Genomic DNA, 20,141 nt, shown 5'->3' with positions numbered 1-20,141 from the left:
TTTGAATCAATGAAGAAGACATGTCCTGAATGTGGATTTCAAGCAATAGAAGAAACACCCGTTTGTCCCAATTGCGGGTTCCAATGGAACCAGGCAAAGGAGAATGAACTGGAACCAACATCTGACTCTTCCGTTACGCCAGAAGAGCCACAGAATAAAAATGATGATATTCGCTGGTCAGACTTTAAAAACGTCCCGATCGGAAAAATGGAGGAGCACTTAGGTGATCGGCCATCCTCAAATGAAGAAACGATCGACCTCGCGCAGCAAGGGACTTTTTCCGATGAGCAACATGTAACCTCCACATCAGCCTCTAAGAAAGAAGCTGAGGAAAAAACGGAAGTAGAAAGTTCTAGCGCAACGCAAGAGCATGCGACATCAGCCAGTGAGGAAGCAAGTGAAACCGATGCATTAAGTACGGAGGAACAGCATGACGCTGATATTTTGGCTGCTTATATCCGCCAACACAAACTTGATGAAGAAGAAAAAGCCGCTGCTCTAGAAGCAGAAGCCGCCACTGATGATTTGTCTGCTACTGAAGAAGAAAGTCAGGAACAAGCCAGTGAGGAACCTCTACTGATAAGCGAAGATGAACCAGTGACGGATCCAGTCATTGAAGAAGCGAAGAAGCAGCCAGAACCAGTGATCGATCCAATTCCTGAGCCGATCACCGCAGCGGATGAAGCACCGAAAAAGGCGACTACTGAAGAAAAAACGTCGACGCCTAGCGAAAAAAAGAAGCGTCCTCGCAAAGCACTCTATATTACAGCGGCTTGTTTATTAGTGGCAGCTGGTGGCGGTTGGGCGTATTACTATCAACAGCAGCAACAAGAAACTGCCCGAGAAACGCAACTGGCGCAGGAAAACCGTACACTCGATCAAATTGAAAATGAGCTGAATGATTTTTATACAAATGATGAACGAGTGTTCATTAAAAACGACAAAACATCAGAACAGCTGACGGCTGTGACGAATCAGTTGGCAGAGTTTCAAGACCATGAACGGTACGATGCCTTGTCACAAGAAGCTGCGACGATCGCTGACAAACTAGCAACTTTGACCGAGATCAACAGCTATTTTAGCAGTCCTGCCGTTGTGGAAGATCAATTGGAAGAAGTCTCATTGAAAGAAGCGGCTGCCGTCACAATGGCGAAGCGTGAGAACGGGGATGCCTTTGATGAGTTGATCAATCAAGCCATCGACATGGGACAAAAAGAGTTCAGTGCGATCGAGGAAGTTCAAAATGCGGTGAAGAGCATGGTGGCTTTAAGTGGTGATGGTGAAGCACCTGCAAGTGTCACCCGTGAGAACTACAATGCCTTGATGAAAAAAGTCCAAGCTTTACCGATCGATTCATTGGTGGAAAGTCTCACTGCTGATCTGCGCAAAGTCGATACTGCGTTGACGAAGCGTGAAACCGCTACGCAAGAAGCAGCGGCACAACAACAAGCGGCCCAAGAAGCAGCACAAGCGGCGGCTTCCGAGAACAACGCTTCCGCTTCAAGCGGCGGTTCTACAAGCGCTGCGACGCCCGCACAAAGCACGTCTGAAGAAGAGTATGTGCTTTCGCCAAATACGCCAACAAATACCAATAATCAGCCAATTATTCCAGCCCGTCAAAGTGATTTGAATGATGTAAACAATAGCGCTTGGGTGTGGGCAGATGGTGTCCAAGAAAAAATCATTGCCACAGCGATTGCCCGTGGTTACGTGGTTGATGGTGGTTATACTTTTGAACGCGTGCGGATCGTCAACGGCGAAGGCTATTACAATTTTTATGCGACAAATGCCCAAGGCAGCTTGCTTAAAGGAACGGATGATTCAGCGTTCCCGCTATACTTATTTACGGTAAACGCCAAAACTGGCTATTTCAGAGGCAATGGGAACGATCACACCGTTCGCTAAGTCTCCTGAGTCACTAGAAAACTTTCAGAGTTATTACATGCACATGTGAAAAATACTTGTTTCCCCTCCCTGTTTTCGATATGATGAAAGATAATCGTTCAAACAGGGAGGGTTTTTTGTGCAGAAAATAGAAAGATATGATCGCTTTGAAGATGGGGTCATTGCTTGTGTACCAACGATTCTTGGGTACTTAGGGATTGGTTTTGCGATGGGGGTCGTAGGAAAAGGTGTTGGGTTGTCGATTCTTGAAATTATTTTAATGTCTATTATTGTCTATGCAGGTAGTGCTCAATTTATTATTTGTGCATTACTCGCGATTCAAGCACCTTTCACGACGATCGTCGCAACCGTCTTTTTAGTGAATTTACGACATTTCTTAATGAGCTTATCAGTGGCTTCCTATTTTAAAAAGACTCCTTTGCTTTCTGCTATTGGGATTGGGACGCTTTTGACTGATGAGTCCTATGGCGTTTTGACGACGGCACTGCAACAAGACAAACCAGTCACAGCGAAATGGACCCATGGGTTGAACGTGATGGCGTATTTGAGTTGGATCTTCGCAACCTTTTTGGGCGGACTATTAGGCTCGTTTATTCCAGATCCAGAAGCGTTAGGCTTAGATTTTGCCTTGGTAGCCATGTTTGTTGGTCTTTTTTTATTTCAAGTAGAGCGACCCCTCAAGAAGAAAACCCAGCAAACGCTCTTAGTACTCGGGGCAGTTGTGGGGACATTGATTTTATTTATGCGTTTTTCGACTGCTGAGATCGCGGTAATTGCTGCGACCTTGGCAGGATGTTTGGTTGGGACGGTGACACATCATGACTAATTTTGTTATACTAATGCTAGCATGTGGGTTGGTTACTTGGATTCCGCGGATCGTTCCTTTTTTATTTTCTAAAAAGCTCGTATTTCCAAAACCTTTCACCATCTTTTTGAGTTACTTGCCGTTGTGTATTTTGGCGGCATTGTTGGTTCAAAATTTGCTGATCTTTCGAGAAGGGCAGTTTCCCATCTTGAAAGTCAAAGAAACTGTTGCCTGTATCCCAGCATTGTTGGTGGGGTATTATACAAAAGATTTGATGAAGATCGTTATCACAGGCGTTATTGCTATGGCACTGCTGCGTTTCTTTTTTTAGCAACGGGCAGTTTTTATGAAGAAGGAGAGAATAGATGAAAGACTTATTAGCATCCGTATTTAGCGGATTGATCATTGATGAAAATGAACAGAATTATTTTGTTCAAAAAGGCGGGGTTACCTTCCGACTAGCCAAGGAAGAAGGCGAACATCATTTAGGTGAAGCCGTCGAAGGGTTTTGCTATCAAAACCAAAAGCAAGAAAATGTGCTCACTACGAATATTCCGAAAAGCCGCAAAGGGCATTATGCCTTTGGTACAGTCACAGGAAGCCGTCGCGACTTAGGCGTTTTCGTCGATATCGGTTTAAAAGACAAGGATATGGTGGTTTCATTAGATGAATTGCCAACAATGCGGGAACTTTGGCCCAAAAAAGGCGACCGTTTGATGGTCAGCTTGCGCGTCGATGACAAAGAGCGTATATGGGCTTCGTTAGCAGATGAGAAAATCTTCAAGGCACTGAGTAAGAATGGTACGGAACAGATGAAGAATCAAGATGTTACAGGTACCGTGTATCGCTTAAAACTAGCGGGAACCTACTTATTGACGGATGATTTTTATATTGGCTTCGTCCACCCATCAGAGCGCTACCAAGAGCCGCGTCTTGGGGAAGCTGTCAAAGGACGAGTGATCGGGGTTCGTCCAGATGGCGTCTTGAACCTTTCATTGAAACCAAGAGCCCACGAGGCGATTTCAAATGATGCCGCCATGGTCCTAACCTTTTTAGAACGAGCGCCAGAAAATAAAATTCCTTTTACCGATAAATCAGCACCAGAAGAGATTTTACAAACGTTTGGTATTAGTAAAGGCCAATTTAAACGGGCGTTAGGAACCTTGATGAAACAGCGTTTAATTGAGCAAAAAGACGGCTTTACGATTCTTGTTAAAAAACCTAATTGAGAATACTTGTTTCTTTTGCTGTTCTAATTTATAATGATTACAATGTTTGTCTTGAGTGATTCTCACTCAAATTAGAATCGTTATAAATTAGCGGCATACGGAGGCAACTATGAACACAACAGCAGCGTTAAAAAAGACCAAGAAACAATTGCACGAGTCGGGGTTCAAATTAACTCCTCAGCGAGAAGCGACGTTGTTGGTCTTATTAGAAAATGAGAAAGATCATTTATCCGCCGAAGAGATTTTCTTCTTTGTGCGCAAAAAAAATTCTGAGATTGGCTTAGCAACCGTCTATCGAACATTGGAGATTTTGACGGATTTGAAAATCGTCGATAAAGTCAGCTTTAATGACGGTGTCGCTCGTTACGATCTACGTAAAGAAGGCGCCAAACATTTCCATCATCATTTGTTGTGTTTGGAATGCGGCAATATTGAAGAGGTTGAAGAGGATCTGTTGGGCAGTGTCGAAGAGATCGTCGAACAAAAGTACCATTTTTTAGTAAAGGATCATCGGTTGACATTTCATGGTGTCTGCCAAAAATGCCAAAACAAAGCCTAGTGTCTGTAGCTGGGCAATTTGAAAAGATTTTGTTATCACCCGAATGATAGTCAGATGGTTTCAATAGGAAGAGTGTCCTTTTTTCCGATTTGAAAGAAACCAAAAAATCTGCTATGATTCGGGTGTTTCCTTGGGCAAAAGATACGGGTAGATGCCTCCTTTTTGTTGGCAAGCTACTATCTAAACGAGCCAGAATTTGATATGATAAAAAAGCTGAAAGTAGAGGAAGCCCCATGAACGAACAAATTATTGATTATCTTCATTATTTGACCATTGAGCGCGGGCTATCCCAAAATACCCGTGCCAGCTACCAGCGGGATCTGCAACAGTATCTTGCGTTTTTACAAAAAAAACAAGTGACGCAGTGGCAACAGATCGACCGAGTGATCGTTTTGTCTTTTTTGCAAAATCTGCAAGAGGCGGGAAAATCCTCGGCAACCGTGATTCGGATGGTTTCCAGTTTGCGAAGATTCCATCAATATTTGCGTCAAGAACGGTTGACAGATCATGATCCGATGCAGCATATTGATTCGCCGAAAAAACAGCAGAAGCTACCTGACACTTTGAGTTTGCAGGAAGTGGAGCGCTTGATCGAAACACCAGATACTCGAGCGGTGTTGGGCATTCGCGATCGAGCGATTTTGGAAGTGATGTATGCGACAGGTTTGCGCGTCAGCGAGTTGATCGGTTTGAAATTGAATGATTTGCATTTAAGTATGGGCTTGTTGCAAACAACCGGGAAAGGCGACAAAGAACGGATCGTCCCATTAGGGGATTTAGCGATTCAATGGATCGAAACGTATCTCAGCGATGCACGTCCGTATTTGACGAGAAAAACACCGGATGAAAGCCACCTGTTTGTAAACAACCATGGCACACAGCTGTCTCGTCAAGGAATCTGGAAAAATTTAAAAGCCTTGGTTCGACAAGCTGGGATCACCAAAAATGTGACTCCCCATACGTTGCGCCATAGTTTTGCGACTCATCTATTAGAAAACGGCGCAGATCTGCGAACGGTTCAAGAGCTGTTAGGACACGCAGATATCTCGACCACTCAGATTTACACGCATATAACGAAGAAACGGATGACGGAAGTGTACAAGCAGCACTTTCCGCGCGCCTAGAAATCGAGGATGGAATGGAAGAAATCAAAATAAAATTAGCTGTCTTTGAAGGACCGTTGGATTTGCTGCTTCATTTGATCAAAAAACTGGAAATCGATGTTTATGACATTCCAGTTGCAACCATCACCGAACAATACATGCAGTATATCCATGCCATGAAAATTTTAGAATTAGAAGTCGCTGGTGAATATTTAGTCATGGCGGCAACTCTGATGGCGATCAAAAGCCAGATGCTGTTACCGAAACAAGAGCTGATTGCTGAAGTGGAAGAGTACGAAGAAGATCCACGGGATATGCTAGTGGCACAGCTGCTAGAATACCGCAAATTTAAGTATGCAGCCGAGCAGCTTTCCGAAAAAGCGGAAGAGCGCAGTTTGTATTATACGAAAGATCCGATGGATGTCGATGAATACAAAGAGGAAGAAGATCAGTTAAGAGCCAATCAATTCAATACGATCGATCTCTTTTTGGCTTTTCAAAAAATGATCGAGAAAAAGAAAAATCGCCAAGTACTAGAAACCAAAATTTCTCCTGATGAAAGCACCATCGATGAAAAGATGGCGGCGATTCAGCTGGAGATGCAACATGTCAGTGCCAAAAAAGGCCGCAGCTTTGATTCGTTTTTTACGACCTACAATAAAACAGAAGTTGTGGTAACTTTTATGGCACTATTAGAATTAATGAAAAAAGGAACGATTCGAGTAGAGCAAACAGACAATTATGCGTCGATTCTGCTCTATCCAACAGGTAAAGAAGATGAGTAAATATAGTGAATTAGAAGCGATCTTATTCGTCGTCGGTGATGAGGGGATCGGACTTGAAGAATTGAGTTACTTAGTCAAAAGCAATACTGCCAGTGTCTATCAGCATTTGCAGGAACTAAATCAGCAATATGAAGAAAATGAACATACTGCGTTGCATATTCTTGAAGTGGGCAATCATTTTATTTTGACCACCAAGAAACAATTTGCCCCTTTATTGAAGAAATATGCTGAATCACCGATGGGCAACTCGTTGTCTCAGGCCGCTTTAGAAACGTTGTCGATCATTGCTTACAAGCAGCCGATCACTCGGATGGAAGTAGAAGAGATCCGCGGCGTCCAATCTAGCGGATCGGTTCAAAAATTGGTGGCAAAACGACTGATTGAAGAAAAAGGCCGCGTTGACGGACCAGGACGAGCGATCCTATATGGTACGACGGAATACTTTATGGATTATTTTGGCTTAAAAAGTTTGGCTGAATTACCCGATATCCAATCCATGGAAGATGAACTTGAAGAAGATGCACCGTTTGATCTTTTTTACGACCGCTACAAACAAGCAGAAACAGAAGGAGAATGAAGATGGAACGTTTGCAAAAAGTGATTGCCCATGCTGGCATCACCTCAAGAAGAAAAGCTGAAGGATTGATAACCGAAGGCCGAGTGCGTGTCAACGGGCAAGTGATCAAAGAATTAGGGGTCCAAGTTAGCTCAAAAGATGTTGTTGAAGTCGATGGTGTACCAATCGAACAAGAACAACACGTCTATTATCTATTCTACAAACCTCGTGGTGTGATCTCAGCTGTAACGGATGATAAAAAGCGCAAAGTCGTTTTGGATTATTTTGCTGAAGTTCCTGAACGGGTGTATCCCGTCGGGCGCTTGGACTATGATACCTCTGGTTTGTTATTGCTGACAAATGATGGGGAATTGTCACAGACACTGATGCATCCGAAACACGAAGTCGACAAAGTGTACGTTGCCAAAGTCAAAGGGATTGCGGATAAAAAGCAGCTGCTCCCATTGACAAAAGGGATTCGGATCGAAGGTCGTAAGACGGCACCTGCTCGCTTTGAGATCTTGTCGACAGACCAAACAGCGCAATCTAGTATTGTGCAATTGACGATCCACGAAGGACGCAACCATCAAGTCAAAAATATGTTAAAAGCAGTTGGTTTGCCTGTGCAAAAATTAAAACGGGAAAATTATGGTCCGTTAGATTTGAAAGGTCTTCGTCCAGGGGAATACAGAGAGCTGACGAAGAAGGAAGTCAGCCAGCTGAAAAACAGTGCAAAATAATTGAAAAGTATCTGAAAACGTAACTATTGTTAATTTTTAGATTTTGTGTATAATAGAACATGTAATAAATAGAATAAAGGTTCGTCTTCAGGGGCAGGGTGCAATTCCCGACCGGTGGTTATAGTCCACGACCTATTTCTTCGGAAATAGCTGAATCGGTGAAATTCCGATACCGACAGTACAGTCTGGATAAAGAAGATAGAGCGTATTTGATTTGCTTATGGCTATTTCGAATGCCCTCTTTTTTCCCTGTGGAAAAAAGAGGGCATTTTTTGTCTGGCGCCGACAAGAAAGCCGAGGAAATTTAATAGGTTCGTTTGAAGAGGAATCCTGAACTTAGGAGGATTTATACTGATGAACAACAAAACAAGAAAAATGGTGACGATCGCCATGTGTGCTGCTATGGGAACAATTTTGCAATTTATCGCTTTTCCGATTTTCCCAGCATTCAGCTTTTTAAAGATCGATTTTAGTGATATTCCCGTGATGATCATGATGTTTTTATTTGGTCCTTGGAGCGGGGTATTGACTGCTTTCATTCGTTCGGTGCTGCATTTGTTCTTATCTGGTTTTTCACCTGCTGATATGGTGGGGGATACGGCAAGCTTTTTAGCATCATGTGCCTTTACTTTGCCAATGTACTACTTTTTCCGCAAAGGTATTCACACCAAAAACAAAATGGTTGGTGTCATCAGCGGTATCTTGTCGGTAACGATTTTTATGAGTGTGGCGAACCTATTTGTGATCACACCGCTTTACCTGCGCTTTTTCGGGGTCACAGCCGATCAATTTTTAGGAATGTCTTTGCCGCAATATGTGGCGATCGGGATCTTACCTTTCAATTTGGTCAAAGGCGCAATCGTCAGTGCCGTCTTTTTAGCACTTCACGCCAAACTGCTGCCATGGTTGGCTCGTAAGCAGCCCCATCATTCTGCTATAGGAAAATAAAAAAATGAGCCGACTTGCTGTTGCAGACGAAAGGTCTGTCAATGGCAGGTCGGCTTTTTTTATTTTTCCATGATAATCGCACGGGTAGGGCATTTGCGATAAGCAGTTTTGACTTTTTCTTGTTGGTCTTCTATGATAAACTGTTGCCGAGCATTCGGTTCTTGGGCAAATAAAACGATCCCGTCTTCATCATAATCGAAGATCTCGGGGGCATAGATCGCACATAGGCCACAAGCAATGCAGCGCTCAGGAATAATTTTACAGCGTTGTGACATTTTTTAGTCCTTTCTGGAGGGGAAATATGGATTCTTTTATTTTAGCGCTGTTTTCTGATACTGACAAGCTGCGCCCATCGACACTTTATCAAATTCTTATTGGTAAGCGTACTAGCTCTGTCTTGAGTTATGCCTTTTTTTATGATCGCTTAGGTCTCTTTCAATCGTTGCCCCAGTTGAATGAGAAAGCGTATCAACAGACGCTCGCTGACTTGATCCAACGAGGGGCTCTAAGTCGAGATTCAGATGGTCTGCTGCTCAAAACGACCGCTATAAACAGCCAGCAGCCAGGTGAACGATTGTTGCGGTATGCGAATTACTTTCGTTATGGACGAACGACGGAGGAGGCTTGGCGTTTTGTTCGGCTGCTGGTTCAAGCAGCTGCGTATCAAGGTGTGACCAATCAGTATATTCCCGTTGAAAACACGCCACTCTATACAGAACCTGTCCGTCAGCTGATCCGTCACAATCCTGACATCAAAAAGTGCCTGTATCAAGAGCTATCAGCAATTTTTGACCAGCTTCCCGCAGAAGTGGCAGATTTTTTAGCGGGCACCTTATCGGGTCCAGATATTCTAGGGCAGGCGTTTTTTCAGCTTTTACCAGAAAATGTTCAAAGTAAGCCTTGGGACACTCTTTATGTAGGAGCTTCGATCCATCAATTTTTAACCTTGATCGAAAAAACGCCCCTGACGATCCTGTTTCGAGGATTGTCGCCTTTTCTAAAGAGAAATTTAAACCAAAGCATGGTGGAAAGCCGAGCATTGTTTTTGCGAGGCGATTCTGTCGAGCAGATTATGGAAAAAAGAAGGATCAAACGAGGAACTGTTAATGATCATTTGATTGAGTGGGCATTGCTTGATCCAACGTTTCCTTTTCAGCGCTTTGATACAGCGTTGTTGAAAAAGCTGCCAGAAGCTTCTTGGAAAAATAGCTATCAAGAATTACAGGCGCTTCTTACGACTGATTTTTTGACGATTCGTTTGTTACAGATTGCTCAGAAGCGGGGGATTCGATGTTAGAAGATGCACTGAATCAGTATTTTGGTTTCAAAACATTCCGCCAAGGACAAAAAGAAGTCATCGAAAGTGTTTTAGCACAGCAAGATACGTTAGCGATTCTGCCTACTGGGAATGGCAAAAGTCTGTGCTATCAGCTGCCAGGGTACCTAGTAGACGGGATCGTGATCATTATCTCGCCGTTAGTCTCTTTGATGGAAGATCAAGTCTACGGCTTACAAAAGCAAGGGGAAAAACGCGCGATTGCGTTTAATAGTCAATTGGACCTTGCTGATCGCCAGTATGTGATGCAGCATTTGCAGAAGTACAAGTTTTTGTTTTTAAGTCCAGAAATGATCGTACAAGAAGCTGTTTTGCATCAATTGGAACAGGTTAAGATCGCCATGCTCGTGGTGGATGAAGCCCATTGTGTTTCGCAATGGGGCATTGATTTTCGACCAGAGTACTTGCAGCTTGGTGAAGTAAAGAAACGCTTGAAGGCACCCGTTACGTTAGCCTTGACGGCTACAGCAACAGCACAAGTGGAAGCAGACATACGGCAAGTATTATTAGCAAAGAACGCCAATGTCTACCGTTATTCGATGAACCGCAGCAATATCGGCTTGTTCGTAGAGCAAACGACAGACAAAGATGCGGCATTAGCAGACTATCTCAGCCGCTTAGGCGGGGCTGGGATCATCTACTGTTCCACAAGAAGCAAAGTCGAAGAAGTCTATAACAAACTGCGTCAGCGCTATTTGGTAGGCTATTATCATGGTGGTCTCGCGAGTGATCAAAGAAAAACGTTGCAGCAGCAGTTTTCTCAGAATAAATTAAAATTACTCGTTGCTACCAATGCGTTTGGGATGGGGATCAATAAGGAAGATATTCGCTTTGTGATCCATTATGATCTACCTGATTCATTAGAGAATTACAGTCAAGAAATCGGGCGAGCTGGTCGTGACGGCAAACAAAGCAATGCGATTTTGCTTTATCAGGAACATGATGAGCAGATCCATTACTTCTTTCAGCGAGAAAACAAAGAAGAACGCCTTGCTTTAGAACGAATGGTTCAGGAGAAGAGGAAAGAACCCTTGACACCGTTGCAAGAAAAGTGGCAGCAAAAAATGAAAGAGTTGGGAACTTCCTTTTGGCTGGAAACATTAAAACGCAATGAACAGCAAAAACAAGAACAATTACAGAAAATGTTGGCTTATATTCATTTTACAGGTTGTCGCCGACAATTTTTACTGGCGCATTTCGGAGAGGAAGCCCAGGAGAATCCTTATTGTTGCGACAATGACGGGATCGAAATAGCGGGTGAAGAACAGCTGCCCGAGAAAAAGGAAGCCCATCATTGGCAGGAACGTTTAATAAAAATTTTTAAAGATATAAATTGAATCGTATTTTGTAGGACAGTTTTTATTTACCTATGGTATAATACATCGGAAGGAAACTAGGAGGGAATACGAGTGAGCAAGAAAGACAATGACTACAATTCAGAAAATCAAGAACCGTGGGAACAACCAATCTATGATACAGAATACGATGATTCTGCATCAAGATCCCAACAAAGAAAACAAAAGCGTGGGAATTCACTCTTTTTGACGATCGTTTTAGTTTTGCTTTTCTTGATCGTGGCAATTCCGGTTGGTGCCGGTATTTGGGTATTGAACCATAACAATGATGCCCCAACCACAGCAAGTTCGAGCAGTACTGTAGAAAGTACGACAGAGTCTTCAACAACCGAATCATCAACGACGGAATCATCCACTACGGAATCGACAAGTGAAACGAGTTCGTCAACAAGTGAATCAAGTTCTTCTAGCAGTTTTTCTGCGCCAGCTTCATCAACACCTTCAAGCAGTGAGCCGGCACAAGAACAAAACAATGCTGGACAAGATACTACCCAAAATAACCAAGGGCAAGGCGCTGCTGGTAATGAACAGTATACCACTGTGCAAGCAGGTGAAGGTCCTGAACAAGTGGCAGCTCGTACAGGTATCTCAGTTGAAACCCTATATCAATTAAATGGGATTGATCCGAACAACTACATGCTTTACCCTGGCGACACGTTAAGAGTTAAATAAAAAACCGCTTTGGCGGTTTTTTTTCTTGAAAGAGAGAAGCCAAGGTGGACGATAAGCAGAAACGATGAAGGAATACACATCGTTGGGAAACGAGGAGTAAGAAAAATGAAAAAAATCAACATCGCTATTGATGGTCCTGCGTCATCTGGGAAAAGCACAGTGGCAAAAATCATCGCGAATGACCTGGGATTTATTTATACGGATACCGGTGCCATGTATCGAAGCATCACGTATTTAGCTTTAAAAACGGGCTGTTCACTTGAAGATGAAGCGGCGATCGCTGCTTTGATCGATCAATACCCCATCACTTTTGAACCGACTGAACACGGTCAAGAGGTCTTTGCGGGAGGAGAGCAAGTCACAGAAGCGATCCGTCAGCCAGAAGTAACCAACGCAGTTTCGAAGGTGTCGGCATACCCTGCGATCCGCGAAAAACTCGTCCAACAACAGCAGATGATCGCTAAAGATGGCGGTGTCGTGATGGATGGCCGCGATATTGGTACGGCGGTTTTACCACAAGCAGAAGTCAAAATTTTTCTGGTAGCAAGTGTGGAAGAACGCGCACAGCGCCGTTTTAAAGAAAATCAGCAAAAAGGGATCAAAACCGATTATGAGACGTTGAAAGAAGAGATCCAGCAAAGAGATTATCTGGATTCTCACAGAGAAGTCTCCCCTTTGAAACAAGCGGAGGATGCGGTTCGAATCGATACGTCTGGTTTAACGATCGAGCAAGTCGTCGAAGCAATCAAAAAAACCATCAAAGAAAAAATTGATTAACAAATACAATGGGTGTTCCCCATTGTTTTTTTATTTTTTGAAACCAAAAGATGAAAGTGAGTAAGAAAACAGAGGTGAAAAGACTTTCTTAACGAAAAAACCGTAGTTTTTTAGGAAAATAAGAGAAATCGCTTTATTTTTTTTTCATTCTATTTTAAACTAAAAGATGTAGTGCAATTATTGCAGAATTGTTGGTTAGGAGGACATGAGAGATGACAGAATTTGAAAATAATCAGGTTGAGAGTGGAAATGAATCAATGGAAGCCGCTTTAGACAATTTCCAAGAAGTAAAAGTTGGAGATATCGTTAAAGGTGAGGTATTGGCCATTGAGGATAAACAAGCGATCGTAGGGATCGAAGGCGCCGGCGTTGAAGGCGTTGTTCCTGCAAAAGAATTATCAACTTTACCTGTTGAAGACATCAACGAAGCAGTCAAAGTTGGGGATGTCTTAGAATTGGTTGTGATTTCAGCAATTGGTAAAGACAAAGAAAACGGCAGCTATCTCCTTTCTAAACGTCGCTTAGACGCGAAAAAAGTTTGGGAAGATATCGAAAAAGATTTCCAAGAAGGAAAAATCATTGAAGCACCAGTCACCAACGTCGTTAAGGGCGGGTTAGTGGTTGATGTAGGTGTTCGTGGATTTGTCCCAGCATCAATGGTCGAAGACCATTTTGTTGCGGATTTCGAAGATTACAAAGGGAAAACATTGACCTTCAAAATCGTTGAGATTGAGCCTTCAGAAAACCGTTTGATCCTTTCTCATAAAGCAGTTGTCGAAGCAGAAAAAGCAAAACAAAAAGAAGCTTTATTAGCTGATTTATATGAAGGACAAGAAGTAGAAGGAAAAGTAGCTCGTTTGACCGATTTTGGTGCCTTCGTAGACCTAGGCGGCATCGATGGACTTGTCCATGTCTCTGAAATTTCACATGGGCATGTTGGCAAACCGAGTGACGTTTTATCTGTTGGCGATACCGTCAATGTCCGGATCTTATCTGTTGATGCAGACAAAGAACGTGTGTCACTTTCAATCAAAGACACATTGCCTGGACCTTGGACCAATATTGAAGAGCAAGCGGCTGTTGGCAGTGTCTTGACAGGGACTGTTAAACGCTTGACAAGCTTCGGTGCGTTTGTGGAAGTCTTCCCAGGTGTTGAAGGGCTGATCCATATTTCACAAATCTCCCATAAACACATTGCGACACCACATGAAGTCTTACAAGAAGGCGATGAAGTGCAAGTGAAAGTGCTTGAAGTGAACCCTTCAGAACACCGAATCGCATTAAGTATCAAAGCATTAGAAAAAGCCGAAAATACCAATGAAACACAAGAGGTTTCAGAGGACGACTATCAATTGCCAGAAGAATCAACTGGGTTTACCATGGGTGATATCTTAGGCGATGCCTTAAAAGACAGCGACGAAGAGTAATTGTATGCCATCAGCTTATAACGATTCGATGTTTGAATTTGTTATAAGCTGGTTTTTTGTTTGCCAGGAAAGCTTGCAACTTTCCATGGCTTTAGGTAAACTAAGTAAGATTGAATACAAGAAGCAGCGTACAAGGACTGCTTTTTTAAATGGAGGGTAAAAAATGTCAAATCCAACAATAGCGATCGTTGGACGTCCGAATGTGGGGAAATCGACCATTTTCAACCGGATAGCTGGAGAACGAATTTCGATCGTTGAGGATACTCCAGGAGTGACCAGAGATCGTATTTATGCCACCGGTGAATGGCTAGGCCGTGAGTTTAGCGTAATCGATACAGGTGGGATCGATTTAAGTGATGAGCCGTTTATGGATCAAATCAAGCATCAAGCAGAAATCGCCATTGATGAAGCAGATGTCATTGTTTTTATTACGAGTGCTCGTGAAGGAGTAACCGATGCTGATGAGCTTGTGGCTCGTTTGCTGTACAAAAGCAACAAACCCGTGATTTTAGCCGTCAACAAAGTTGATAATCCCGAGATGCGTACCGACATCTATGAATTTTATGGTTTGGGTCTAGGCGATCCATACCCAATCTCAGGAAGTCATGGATTAGGGATCGGGGATGTTCTTGATGAAGCTGTCAAACACTTCACCAATGAAGCAGAAGAAGAAGATGATTCCATCATCAAGTTTAGTTTGATCGGTCGACCAAATGTCGGTAAATCCTCTTTGATCAATGCAATTCTAGGGGAAGAGCGAGTGATCGTTTCTGATATCGAAGGAACGACTCGTGATGCGATCGATACCCATTTTACCAGCGAAAGCGGTCAAGAATTTACCATGATCGATACCGCCGGCATGCGTAAAAAAGGGAAGGTCTACGAGTCTACTGAAAAATACAGTGTCATGCGGGCGATGCGGGCCATTGAACGCTCAGACGTCGTCTTGATGGTCTTGAACGCCGAAGAAGGGATTCGCGAGCAAGACAAACGGATCGCTGGCTATGCCCATGAAGCAGGCCGTGGAATCATTATTGTTGTCAATAAATGGGATACATTGAAAAAAGAAACGAATACGATGCGTGATTTTGAAGAAGAAATCAGAGACGAATTCCAATATTTGGATTACGCGCCAATCATTTTTGTTTCCGCAGTGACGAAACAGCGCTTGAATAAGCTGCCGCAATTGATTGAAGAAGTCAGCATGAATCAAAACATGCGTATTCCATCTGCGTTGCTGAATGACGTCATTATGGACGCTGTGGCGATCAACCCAACACCAACAGACAAAGGCAAACGTTTGAAGATTTTTTATGCGACGCAAGTAGCTGTCAAACCGCCAACTTTTGTTATTTTTGTCAACGAAGAAGAACTGATGCATTTCTCTTATGCACGTTTCTTAGAAAATCAAATCCGCAAGGCATTCACTTTTGAAGGAACGCCGATTCGAATCATTCCTCGCAGAAGAAAATAGAGATTTTATCATACTTTGTTTCTTTTTACAAAGAAATCTGTCCTTTTCTAGAAAAATGGGAAAAAACCAAAAAAAAACCCCCTAAAAACGTTAAAATCCTTGATATTACAAGGTTCTTATGATAACGTTATATCAGAATATTGATGGTAATCAATATTTGACAAAAACCTTGGACCACTCAAGATTTTTGTTGATGCATGACATCAAAAAAAATATCAGGAGGTGAAACCATCCATGGCAAATAAAGCAGAATTAATCGAAAAAGTTGCAGCAGCTACTGACTTAACTAAGAAAGACGCAACTGCAGCAGTAGACGCTGTATTCTCAACAATTCAAGACGCTTTAGCTAACGGTGAAAAAGTTCAATTGATCGGCTTTGGTAACTTTGAAGTTCGTTCTCGTGCAGAACGCAAAGGACGCAACCCACAAACTGGTGAAGAAATCAAGATCCCTGCTAGCAAAGTACCTGCATTCAAACCAGGTAAAGCTCTTAAAGACGCAGTGAAATAATTGAGTCTTGTAGAAACCCTTGAGTAATCAAGGGTTTTTTCTTTTGTCTAACTAGGAACTGCCACCATGCAGGCGGAGCGAATGGGAAAAGAAACGGTTATTATTGTCAGAAAATTCAAAAATATTTTTTGTTTTTCTTTTGATCAAAAAAAAACATGGGTTGCTGACACACCTTATTTTTCAGGCAAGATTAAAGGTGATTTAAAAGTCATTTTTATCAAAAGAAGCAAGCGATTAAATGACATCTGATGTGAGGAAAGGGTCCTGGGAATTGTCATTATTGAAAAAAAATTCAGAAAATTCGTTGACAAGTGATTTTGCAAAGGGTATATTGGTAAACAATTACAAGAACGTTACTATTTCTAATGAAGGAGCCATTTTCTATGCGCAATTTTAATCAATATTTATTAGTCATTATTATTGATACCAGGACTTAGAACACGGAAGCAAAAATTATCCGTTTGTTTGAGTCCTATTTGCGTAAGTAAAATGGGATTCTGGCAAAGCATCCCAGTTTTTTATAACCGGGATGCTTTTTTTTATTCCAAAATGCAGGAGATGATGAGTGTGAGAAGTGATCAGATTAAAAAAGGGATCGATGCAGCGCCAGCTAGGAGTCTGCTCTATGCCACAGGACAAGTAAAAAATATCCATGACATGAACAAGCCATTTATTGCGATATGTAATTCCTATATCGATATTGTGCCTGGACATGTGCATTTACGGGAGTTAGCAGATATCGCTAAGGAAGCGATTCGTGAAGCTGGCGGCATCCCTTTTGAGTTCAATACGATCGGTGTGGATGATGGCATTGCGATGGGCCATATTGGCATGCGTTATTCGCTACCCAGCCGAGAATTGATCGCTGATTCCGCAGAAACCGTGATCAATGCTCACTGGTTTGACGGCGTATTTTATATCCCGAATTGCGACAAGATCACTCCTGGCATGATTTTAGCAGCGATGCGGACGAACGTACCGGGGATCTTTTGTTCTGGCGGTCCGATGAAAGCCGGTATTGATCCACGGGGCCACCAGATAACCTTGTCTTCCATGTTTGAAGCCGTGGGGACTTACAAGACTGGCAACATGACGAAAGAAGACTTTGAATTTATGGAGCAAAATGCCTGTCCGACTTGCGGTTCCTGTGCAGGGATGTTTACTGCCAATTCAATGAACTGTCTCTTAGAGATCTTAGGATTGGCAATGCCAGGCAATGGTACGATCCTCGCCGTGTCTGAAGAACGACGAGAACTAGTTAGACAAGCCGCCTTTAAGTTGATGGATCTTGTTGAAAAACAAGTGAAACCTCGAGACATCGTGACCAAAGAAGCTATTGATGATGCCTTCGCTTTAGACATGGCGATGGGGGGTTCCACCAACACAGTGCTGCATACCTTAGCGATCGCCAATGAAGCTGAGATCGACTATGACTTAAGACGGGTCAATGAAATCGCTAAAAGAGTGCCTTATCTCTCAAAAATCGCGCCATCATCAGCCTATTCGATGCACGATGTTCATGAAGCTGGCGGCGTTTCGGCAATCATAAGGGAGCTTTGTGATATCGAGGGAGCGATTCATCCTGATCGACCGACTGTCACAGGCAAGACATTACGAGAAAATGTCGCTGAAGCGAAGATCCACAACGAAGAAGTTATTCATCCCAAAGAAAACCCGTATAGTCCTGTGGGGGGGCTATCGATCTTGTATGGTAATATCGCCCCAGAAGGCAGTGTCATCAAGGTCGGTGGGGTCGATCCAAGTGTCCAAGTGTTCAAAGGCAAAGCGATCTGTTTTGATTCACATGATGAAGCAGTTGCTGCGATCGACAATCATACCGTACAAAAAGGACATGTTGTAGTGATCCGCTATGAGGGACCAAAAGGAGGACCAGGTATGCCAGAAATGTTGGCGCCTACCTCAAGCATCGTTGGACGTGGGTTAGGCAAAGATGTCGCCTTGATCACCGATGGTCGCTTTTCAGGAGCGACCCGAGGAATCGCCGTTGGCCATATTTCGCCAGAAGCCGCTGCAGGGGGTCCCTTAGGCCTTGTCAACGATGGCGATGAAATCATTATTGATTTACCAAATCGAACGCTGAATCTGCAAGTATCCGATGAAGAGCTTGCCCAGCGTGCGCAAGAACGACCGAATTTTCGTTCAAAAGTGAAAAAAGGATGGCTTGCACGTTATACCGCTTTAGTGACCTCTGCCAATACGGGCGGGATTATGCGAGTACCTGATGAGGAGGAGTAGCAATGGAAAATATCGAGTATCAAGCATCGCATCTAAGGACTGGCGCACAAGTATTAGTGGACAGCTTACAAGAGCAAGGCGTCGAAATGATCTTTGGCTATCCGGGCGGCGCCGTCCTGCCGTTATATGATCAATTATATGATGCAGCGATTCCGAATATTTTGACGCGTCACGAGCAAGGCGCGATCCACGCCGCTGAAGGCTATGCCAAAGCTACTGGCAATGTTGGGGTCGTTTTAGTGACGAGCGGACCAGGTGCTACAAATGTCGTCACGGGCATTGCCGATGCTATGAGTGATTCCGTACCATTGGTAGTTATCACGGGACAAGTGGCGGTACCAGGAATTGGCAAAGATGCCTTCCAAGAGGCGGATATTCTGGGTATCACGTTGCCGATCACGAAGCACAACTACCAAGTCCGCTGTGTCGATGAGCTCCCAAAAGTGATCGCTGAAGCCTTCCATATCGCTTCCACAGGGCGAAAAGGACCGGTTGTCATCGACCTTCCGAAAGATATTACCTTACAAGAAACCGCTGAAACCTGCTCATTGCCGATCACAAGGAAAAGTTATCAGCCGACGGCAGAGCCATCCCGTCTGCAAATCGAAAAACTGATGCAAGTCTTGGAAAAAGCTCAGCGACCAGTGGTACTGGCGGGTGCAGGCGTGATCGCTGCCGAAGCTGCAGCTGAACTAAATGCATTTATTGCCAAGTACAAGTTACCGACAGTGACAACGTTGCTTGGCTTAGGCTTACTGCCAAGTGATCATCAATTTTTCTTAGGCATGGGCGGTATGCATGGCACCTATGCGGCGAACATGGCTTTATCAGAAGCCGATTTGATTATCAATATCGGCTCTCGCTTCGATGATCGCTTAGCAACGGCCGGCAGTCAGTTCGGCAAGCAGGCCATCGTTGCTCATATCGATATTGACCCAGTGGAGATCGGCAAGATCGTAGAAACAAAGATCCCAATCGTCGGCGATGCCAAGGCTGCTTTGCAGCAAATGCTGCGGTACCCACCAACAAGAGGAACCTGGACGACTTGGTTGGATCTATGCCAAAAACGGAAAAAGGAAAAACCTTATCGCTATGATCGCACTCAGACACAAGAGATCAAACCACAAAAAGTCATCGAAGAAGTAGGGCGTTTGACCAAAGGAGAGGCTTACGTCATCACCGATGTTGGTCAGCATCAAATGTGGGTCGCGCAGTATTATCCTTTTCGCTTTCCCAAACAATTGATCACCAGTGGCGGACTAGGGACGATGGGCTATGGCATCCCTGCAGGAATCGGCGTTCAATTTGCTCATCCAGAAAAAATGGTCGTGGTGTTCGTTGGCGATGGTGGATTTCAAATGACGAACCAAGAATTTGCGATTTTGAATGAGTATGGCTTGAATGTCAAATTTGTGTTATTGAACAACTGCTCTTTAGGAATGGTTCGCCAATGGCAAGAAACATTCCATGGCAAGCGGCGCTCTGCCTCCGTTTTTGCGCAGCAGCCTGATTTTGTCAAACTGGCACAGGCTTATGGCATTGAAGGCTGTCGGATCGATGCCCCAGAGCAACTGGTTGATCAATTGGCAGCAGCTTTTTCTCAAGCAGGGCCGCAGCTGATCGAAGTAATGGTCTCGCCATCTGAGCATGTGCTGCCGATGATCCCACCGGGGAAAGCCAATCATGAAATGATGGGGGTCTAAG

At 43.6% G+C, this 20,141-nt stretch carries 21 protein-coding genes and 1 riboswitch; of the genes, 20 read left to right on the top strand and 1 reads right to left on the bottom strand.

What is annotated here, in order from left to right; all coding sequences use genetic code 11:
- Positions 1–9 precede the first annotated feature (9 nt).
- The 10 genes from IGK61_RS11870 to IGK61_RS11825 all read left to right on the top strand — a co-directional run bounded on the left by IGK61_RS11870 (position 10) and on the right by IGK61_RS11825 (position 8,630).
- Positions 10–1,905 (top strand): cell division site-positioning protein MapZ family protein, encoded by a 1,896-nt coding sequence (locus IGK61_RS11870; protein WP_074536682.1) that lies wholly within the window; start codon positions 10–12, stop codon positions 1,903–1,905.
- A gap of 118 nt (positions 1,906–2,023) precedes the next feature.
- Positions 2,024–2,731 (top strand): AzlC family ABC transporter permease, encoded by a 708-nt coding sequence (locus IGK61_RS11865; protein WP_010749224.1) that lies wholly within the window; start codon positions 2,024–2,026, stop codon positions 2,729–2,731.
- Positions 2,724–3,041: an AzlD domain-containing protein gene (locus IGK61_RS11860; protein ID WP_010749225.1), complete on the top strand. Its 318-nt coding sequence runs from the start codon at positions 2,724–2,726 to the stop codon at positions 3,039–3,041. The genes IGK61_RS11865 and IGK61_RS11860 overlap by 8 nt, the downstream gene beginning before the upstream one ends.
- Before the next feature lie 34 nt (positions 3,042–3,075).
- Positions 3,076–3,939 carry a CvfB family protein gene (locus tag IGK61_RS11855; RefSeq protein WP_438844864.1) on the top strand — a complete coding sequence of 288 codons (864 nt, stop codon included), beginning with the start codon at positions 3,076–3,078 and terminating at the stop codon, positions 3,937–3,939.
- A 109-nt stretch (positions 3,940–4,048) separates the two neighbouring features.
- Positions 4,049–4,498 (top strand): ferric iron uptake transcriptional regulator, encoded by a 450-nt coding sequence (gene fur / locus IGK61_RS11850; protein WP_010749227.1) that lies wholly within the window; start codon positions 4,049–4,051, stop codon positions 4,496–4,498.
- Positions 4,499–4,731: 233 nt separating this feature from the next.
- On the top strand, positions 4,732–5,622 hold the full coding sequence (gene xerD / locus IGK61_RS11845) for a site-specific tyrosine recombinase XerD (RefSeq protein WP_010749228.1): 891 nt from the start codon (positions 4,732–4,734) through the stop codon (positions 5,620–5,622).
- A 14-nt stretch (positions 5,623–5,636) separates the two neighbouring features.
- A complete protein-coding gene (locus tag IGK61_RS11840) occupies positions 5,637–6,386 on the top strand; it encodes a segregation/condensation protein A (RefSeq protein ID WP_005229314.1) in 750 nt (249 codons plus the stop codon).
- The gene (gene scpB, locus IGK61_RS11835; protein WP_074536681.1) at positions 6,379–6,963 is read left to right on the top strand and encodes an SMC-Scp complex subunit ScpB; all 585 of its coding nucleotides are present in this window, start codon (positions 6,379–6,381) and stop codon (positions 6,961–6,963) included. The genes IGK61_RS11840 and scpB overlap by 8 nt, the downstream gene beginning before the upstream one ends.
- Before the next feature lie 2 nt (positions 6,964–6,965).
- Positions 6,966–7,682 carry a pseudouridine synthase gene (locus IGK61_RS11830; protein WP_074536680.1) on the top strand — a complete coding sequence of 239 codons (717 nt, stop codon included), beginning with the start codon at positions 6,966–6,968 and terminating at the stop codon, positions 7,680–7,682.
- Between the two features lie 79 nt (positions 7,683–7,761).
- Positions 7,762–7,886, top strand: a riboswitch (FMN riboswitch).
- 150 nt (positions 7,887–8,036) lie between these two features.
- Positions 8,037–8,630 (top strand): ECF transporter S component, encoded by a 594-nt coding sequence (locus IGK61_RS11825; protein WP_010749232.1) that lies wholly within the window; start codon positions 8,037–8,039, stop codon positions 8,628–8,630.
- A 59-nt stretch (positions 8,631–8,689) separates the two neighbouring features.
- Here IGK61_RS11825 and IGK61_RS11820 read toward each other — a convergent pair whose 3' ends face one another.
- Positions 8,690–8,905, bottom strand: coding sequence for a ferredoxin (locus IGK61_RS11820; protein ID WP_005229322.1), 216 nt, complete (start codon positions 8,903–8,905; stop codon positions 8,690–8,692).
- Positions 8,906–8,931: 26 nt separating this feature from the next.
- On the opposite strand from IGK61_RS11820, the gene IGK61_RS11815 reads away from it, so the two are divergent.
- From IGK61_RS11815 to ilvB, 10 genes are all read left to right on the top strand, one after another.
- The gene (locus IGK61_RS11815) at positions 8,932–9,927 is read left to right on the top strand and encodes a helix-turn-helix domain-containing protein (protein WP_074536679.1); all 996 of its coding nucleotides are present in this window, start codon (positions 8,932–8,934) and stop codon (positions 9,925–9,927) included.
- Positions 9,921–11,303, top strand: a complete 1,383-nt coding sequence (locus IGK61_RS11810; RefSeq protein ID WP_010749234.1) for a RecQ family ATP-dependent DNA helicase — start codon at positions 9,921–9,923, stop codon at positions 11,301–11,303. Before IGK61_RS11815 ends, IGK61_RS11810 begins: the two co-directional genes overlap by 7 nt.
- 72 nt (positions 11,304–11,375) lie before the next feature.
- Positions 11,376–11,993 carry a LysM peptidoglycan-binding domain-containing protein gene (locus tag IGK61_RS11805; protein WP_010749235.1) on the top strand — a complete coding sequence of 206 codons (618 nt, stop codon included), beginning with the start codon at positions 11,376–11,378 and terminating at the stop codon, positions 11,991–11,993.
- Positions 11,994–12,098: 105 nt separating this feature from the next.
- A complete protein-coding gene (gene cmk / locus IGK61_RS11800; protein ID WP_010749236.1) occupies positions 12,099–12,770 on the top strand; it encodes a (d)CMP kinase in 672 nt (223 codons plus the stop codon).
- A 212-nt stretch (positions 12,771–12,982) separates the two neighbouring features.
- Positions 12,983–14,197 (top strand): 30S ribosomal protein S1, encoded by a 1,215-nt coding sequence (gene rpsA / locus IGK61_RS11795; protein WP_005229333.1) that lies wholly within the window; start codon positions 12,983–12,985, stop codon positions 14,195–14,197.
- Between the two features lie 163 nt (positions 14,198–14,360).
- Positions 14,361–15,671: a ribosome biogenesis GTPase Der gene (gene der, locus IGK61_RS11790; protein ID WP_005231911.1), complete on the top strand. Its 1,311-nt coding sequence runs from the start codon at positions 14,361–14,363 to the stop codon at positions 15,669–15,671.
- A gap of 234 nt (positions 15,672–15,905) precedes the next feature.
- Positions 15,906–16,181, top strand: coding sequence for an HU family DNA-binding protein (locus IGK61_RS11785; protein ID WP_003126821.1), 276 nt, complete (start codon positions 15,906–15,908; stop codon positions 16,179–16,181).
- A gap of 81 nt (positions 16,182–16,262) precedes the next feature.
- Positions 16,263–16,430, top strand: a complete 168-nt coding sequence (locus IGK61_RS11780; protein ID WP_167827107.1) for a hypothetical protein — start codon at positions 16,263–16,265, stop codon at positions 16,428–16,430.
- A 318-nt stretch (positions 16,431–16,748) separates the two neighbouring features.
- Positions 16,749–18,437, top strand: coding sequence for a dihydroxy-acid dehydratase (ilvD, locus tag IGK61_RS11775; protein ID WP_074536677.1), 1,689 nt, complete (start codon positions 16,749–16,751; stop codon positions 18,435–18,437).
- Between the two features lie 2 nt (positions 18,438–18,439).
- Positions 18,440–20,140 (top strand): biosynthetic-type acetolactate synthase large subunit, encoded by a 1,701-nt coding sequence (ilvB, locus tag IGK61_RS11770; RefSeq protein WP_074536676.1) that lies wholly within the window; start codon positions 18,440–18,442, stop codon positions 20,138–20,140.
- Position 20,141 lies beyond the last annotated feature (1 nt).

This window comes from Enterococcus sp. AZ063, assembly GCF_051715045.1.
Taxonomy (GTDB): Bacteria; Bacillota; Bacilli; order Lactobacillales; family Enterococcaceae; genus Enterococcus_D; species Enterococcus_D casseliflavus.
The sequence above is the reverse complement of the archived record's forward strand: the minus strand, read 5'-3'. Positions and strand labels throughout refer to the sequence as shown.

What these genes read in the sequence shown, in the direction of transcription:
- ilvB (WP_074536676.1), top strand. Translation starts at nt 18,440, where the DNA reads ATGGAAAATATCGAGTATCAAGCATCGCATCTAAGGACTGGCGCACAA.
- IGK61_RS11825 (WP_010749232.1), top strand. Translation starts at nt 8,037, where the DNA reads ATGAACAACAAAACAAGAAAAATGGTGACGATCGCCATGTGTGCTGCT.
- IGK61_RS11785 (WP_003126821.1), top strand. Translation starts at nt 15,906, where the DNA reads ATGGCAAATAAAGCAGAATTAATCGAAAAAGTTGCAGCAGCTACTGAC.
- cmk (WP_010749236.1), top strand. Translation starts at nt 12,099, where the DNA reads ATGAAAAAAATCAACATCGCTATTGATGGTCCTGCGTCATCTGGGAAA.
- IGK61_RS11830 (WP_074536680.1), top strand. Translation starts at nt 6,966, where the DNA reads ATGGAACGTTTGCAAAAAGTGATTGCCCATGCTGGCATCACCTCAAGA.
- xerD (WP_010749228.1), top strand. Translation starts at nt 4,732, where the DNA reads ATGAACGAACAAATTATTGATTATCTTCATTATTTGACCATTGAGCGC.
- IGK61_RS11820 (WP_005229322.1), bottom strand. Translation starts at nt 8,905, where the DNA reads ATGTCACAACGCTGTAAAATTATTCCTGAGCGCTGCATTGCTTGTGGC.
- rpsA (WP_005229333.1), top strand. Translation starts at nt 12,983, where the DNA reads ATGACAGAATTTGAAAATAATCAGGTTGAGAGTGGAAATGAATCAATG.
- IGK61_RS11840 (WP_005229314.1), top strand. Translation starts at nt 5,637, where the DNA reads ATGGAAGAAATCAAAATAAAATTAGCTGTCTTTGAAGGACCGTTGGAT.
- scpB (WP_074536681.1), top strand. Translation starts at nt 6,379, where the DNA reads ATGAGTAAATATAGTGAATTAGAAGCGATCTTATTCGTCGTCGGTGAT.
- IGK61_RS11810 (WP_010749234.1), top strand. Translation starts at nt 9,921, where the DNA reads ATGTTAGAAGATGCACTGAATCAGTATTTTGGTTTCAAAACATTCCGC.
- IGK61_RS11780 (WP_167827107.1), top strand. Translation starts at nt 16,263, where the DNA reads ATGGGAAAAGAAACGGTTATTATTGTCAGAAAATTCAAAAATATTTTT.
- der (WP_005231911.1), top strand. Translation starts at nt 14,361, where the DNA reads ATGTCAAATCCAACAATAGCGATCGTTGGACGTCCGAATGTGGGGAAA.
- fur (WP_010749227.1), top strand. Translation starts at nt 4,049, where the DNA reads ATGAACACAACAGCAGCGTTAAAAAAGACCAAGAAACAATTGCACGAG.
- IGK61_RS11870 (WP_074536682.1), top strand. Translation starts at nt 10, where the DNA reads ATGAAGAAGACATGTCCTGAATGTGGATTTCAAGCAATAGAAGAAACA.
- IGK61_RS11855 (WP_438844864.1), top strand. Translation starts at nt 3,076, where the DNA reads ATGAAAGACTTATTAGCATCCGTATTTAGCGGATTGATCATTGATGAA.
- IGK61_RS11815 (WP_074536679.1), top strand. Translation starts at nt 8,932, where the DNA reads ATGGATTCTTTTATTTTAGCGCTGTTTTCTGATACTGACAAGCTGCGC.
- IGK61_RS11860 (WP_010749225.1), top strand. Translation starts at nt 2,724, where the DNA reads ATGACTAATTTTGTTATACTAATGCTAGCATGTGGGTTGGTTACTTGG.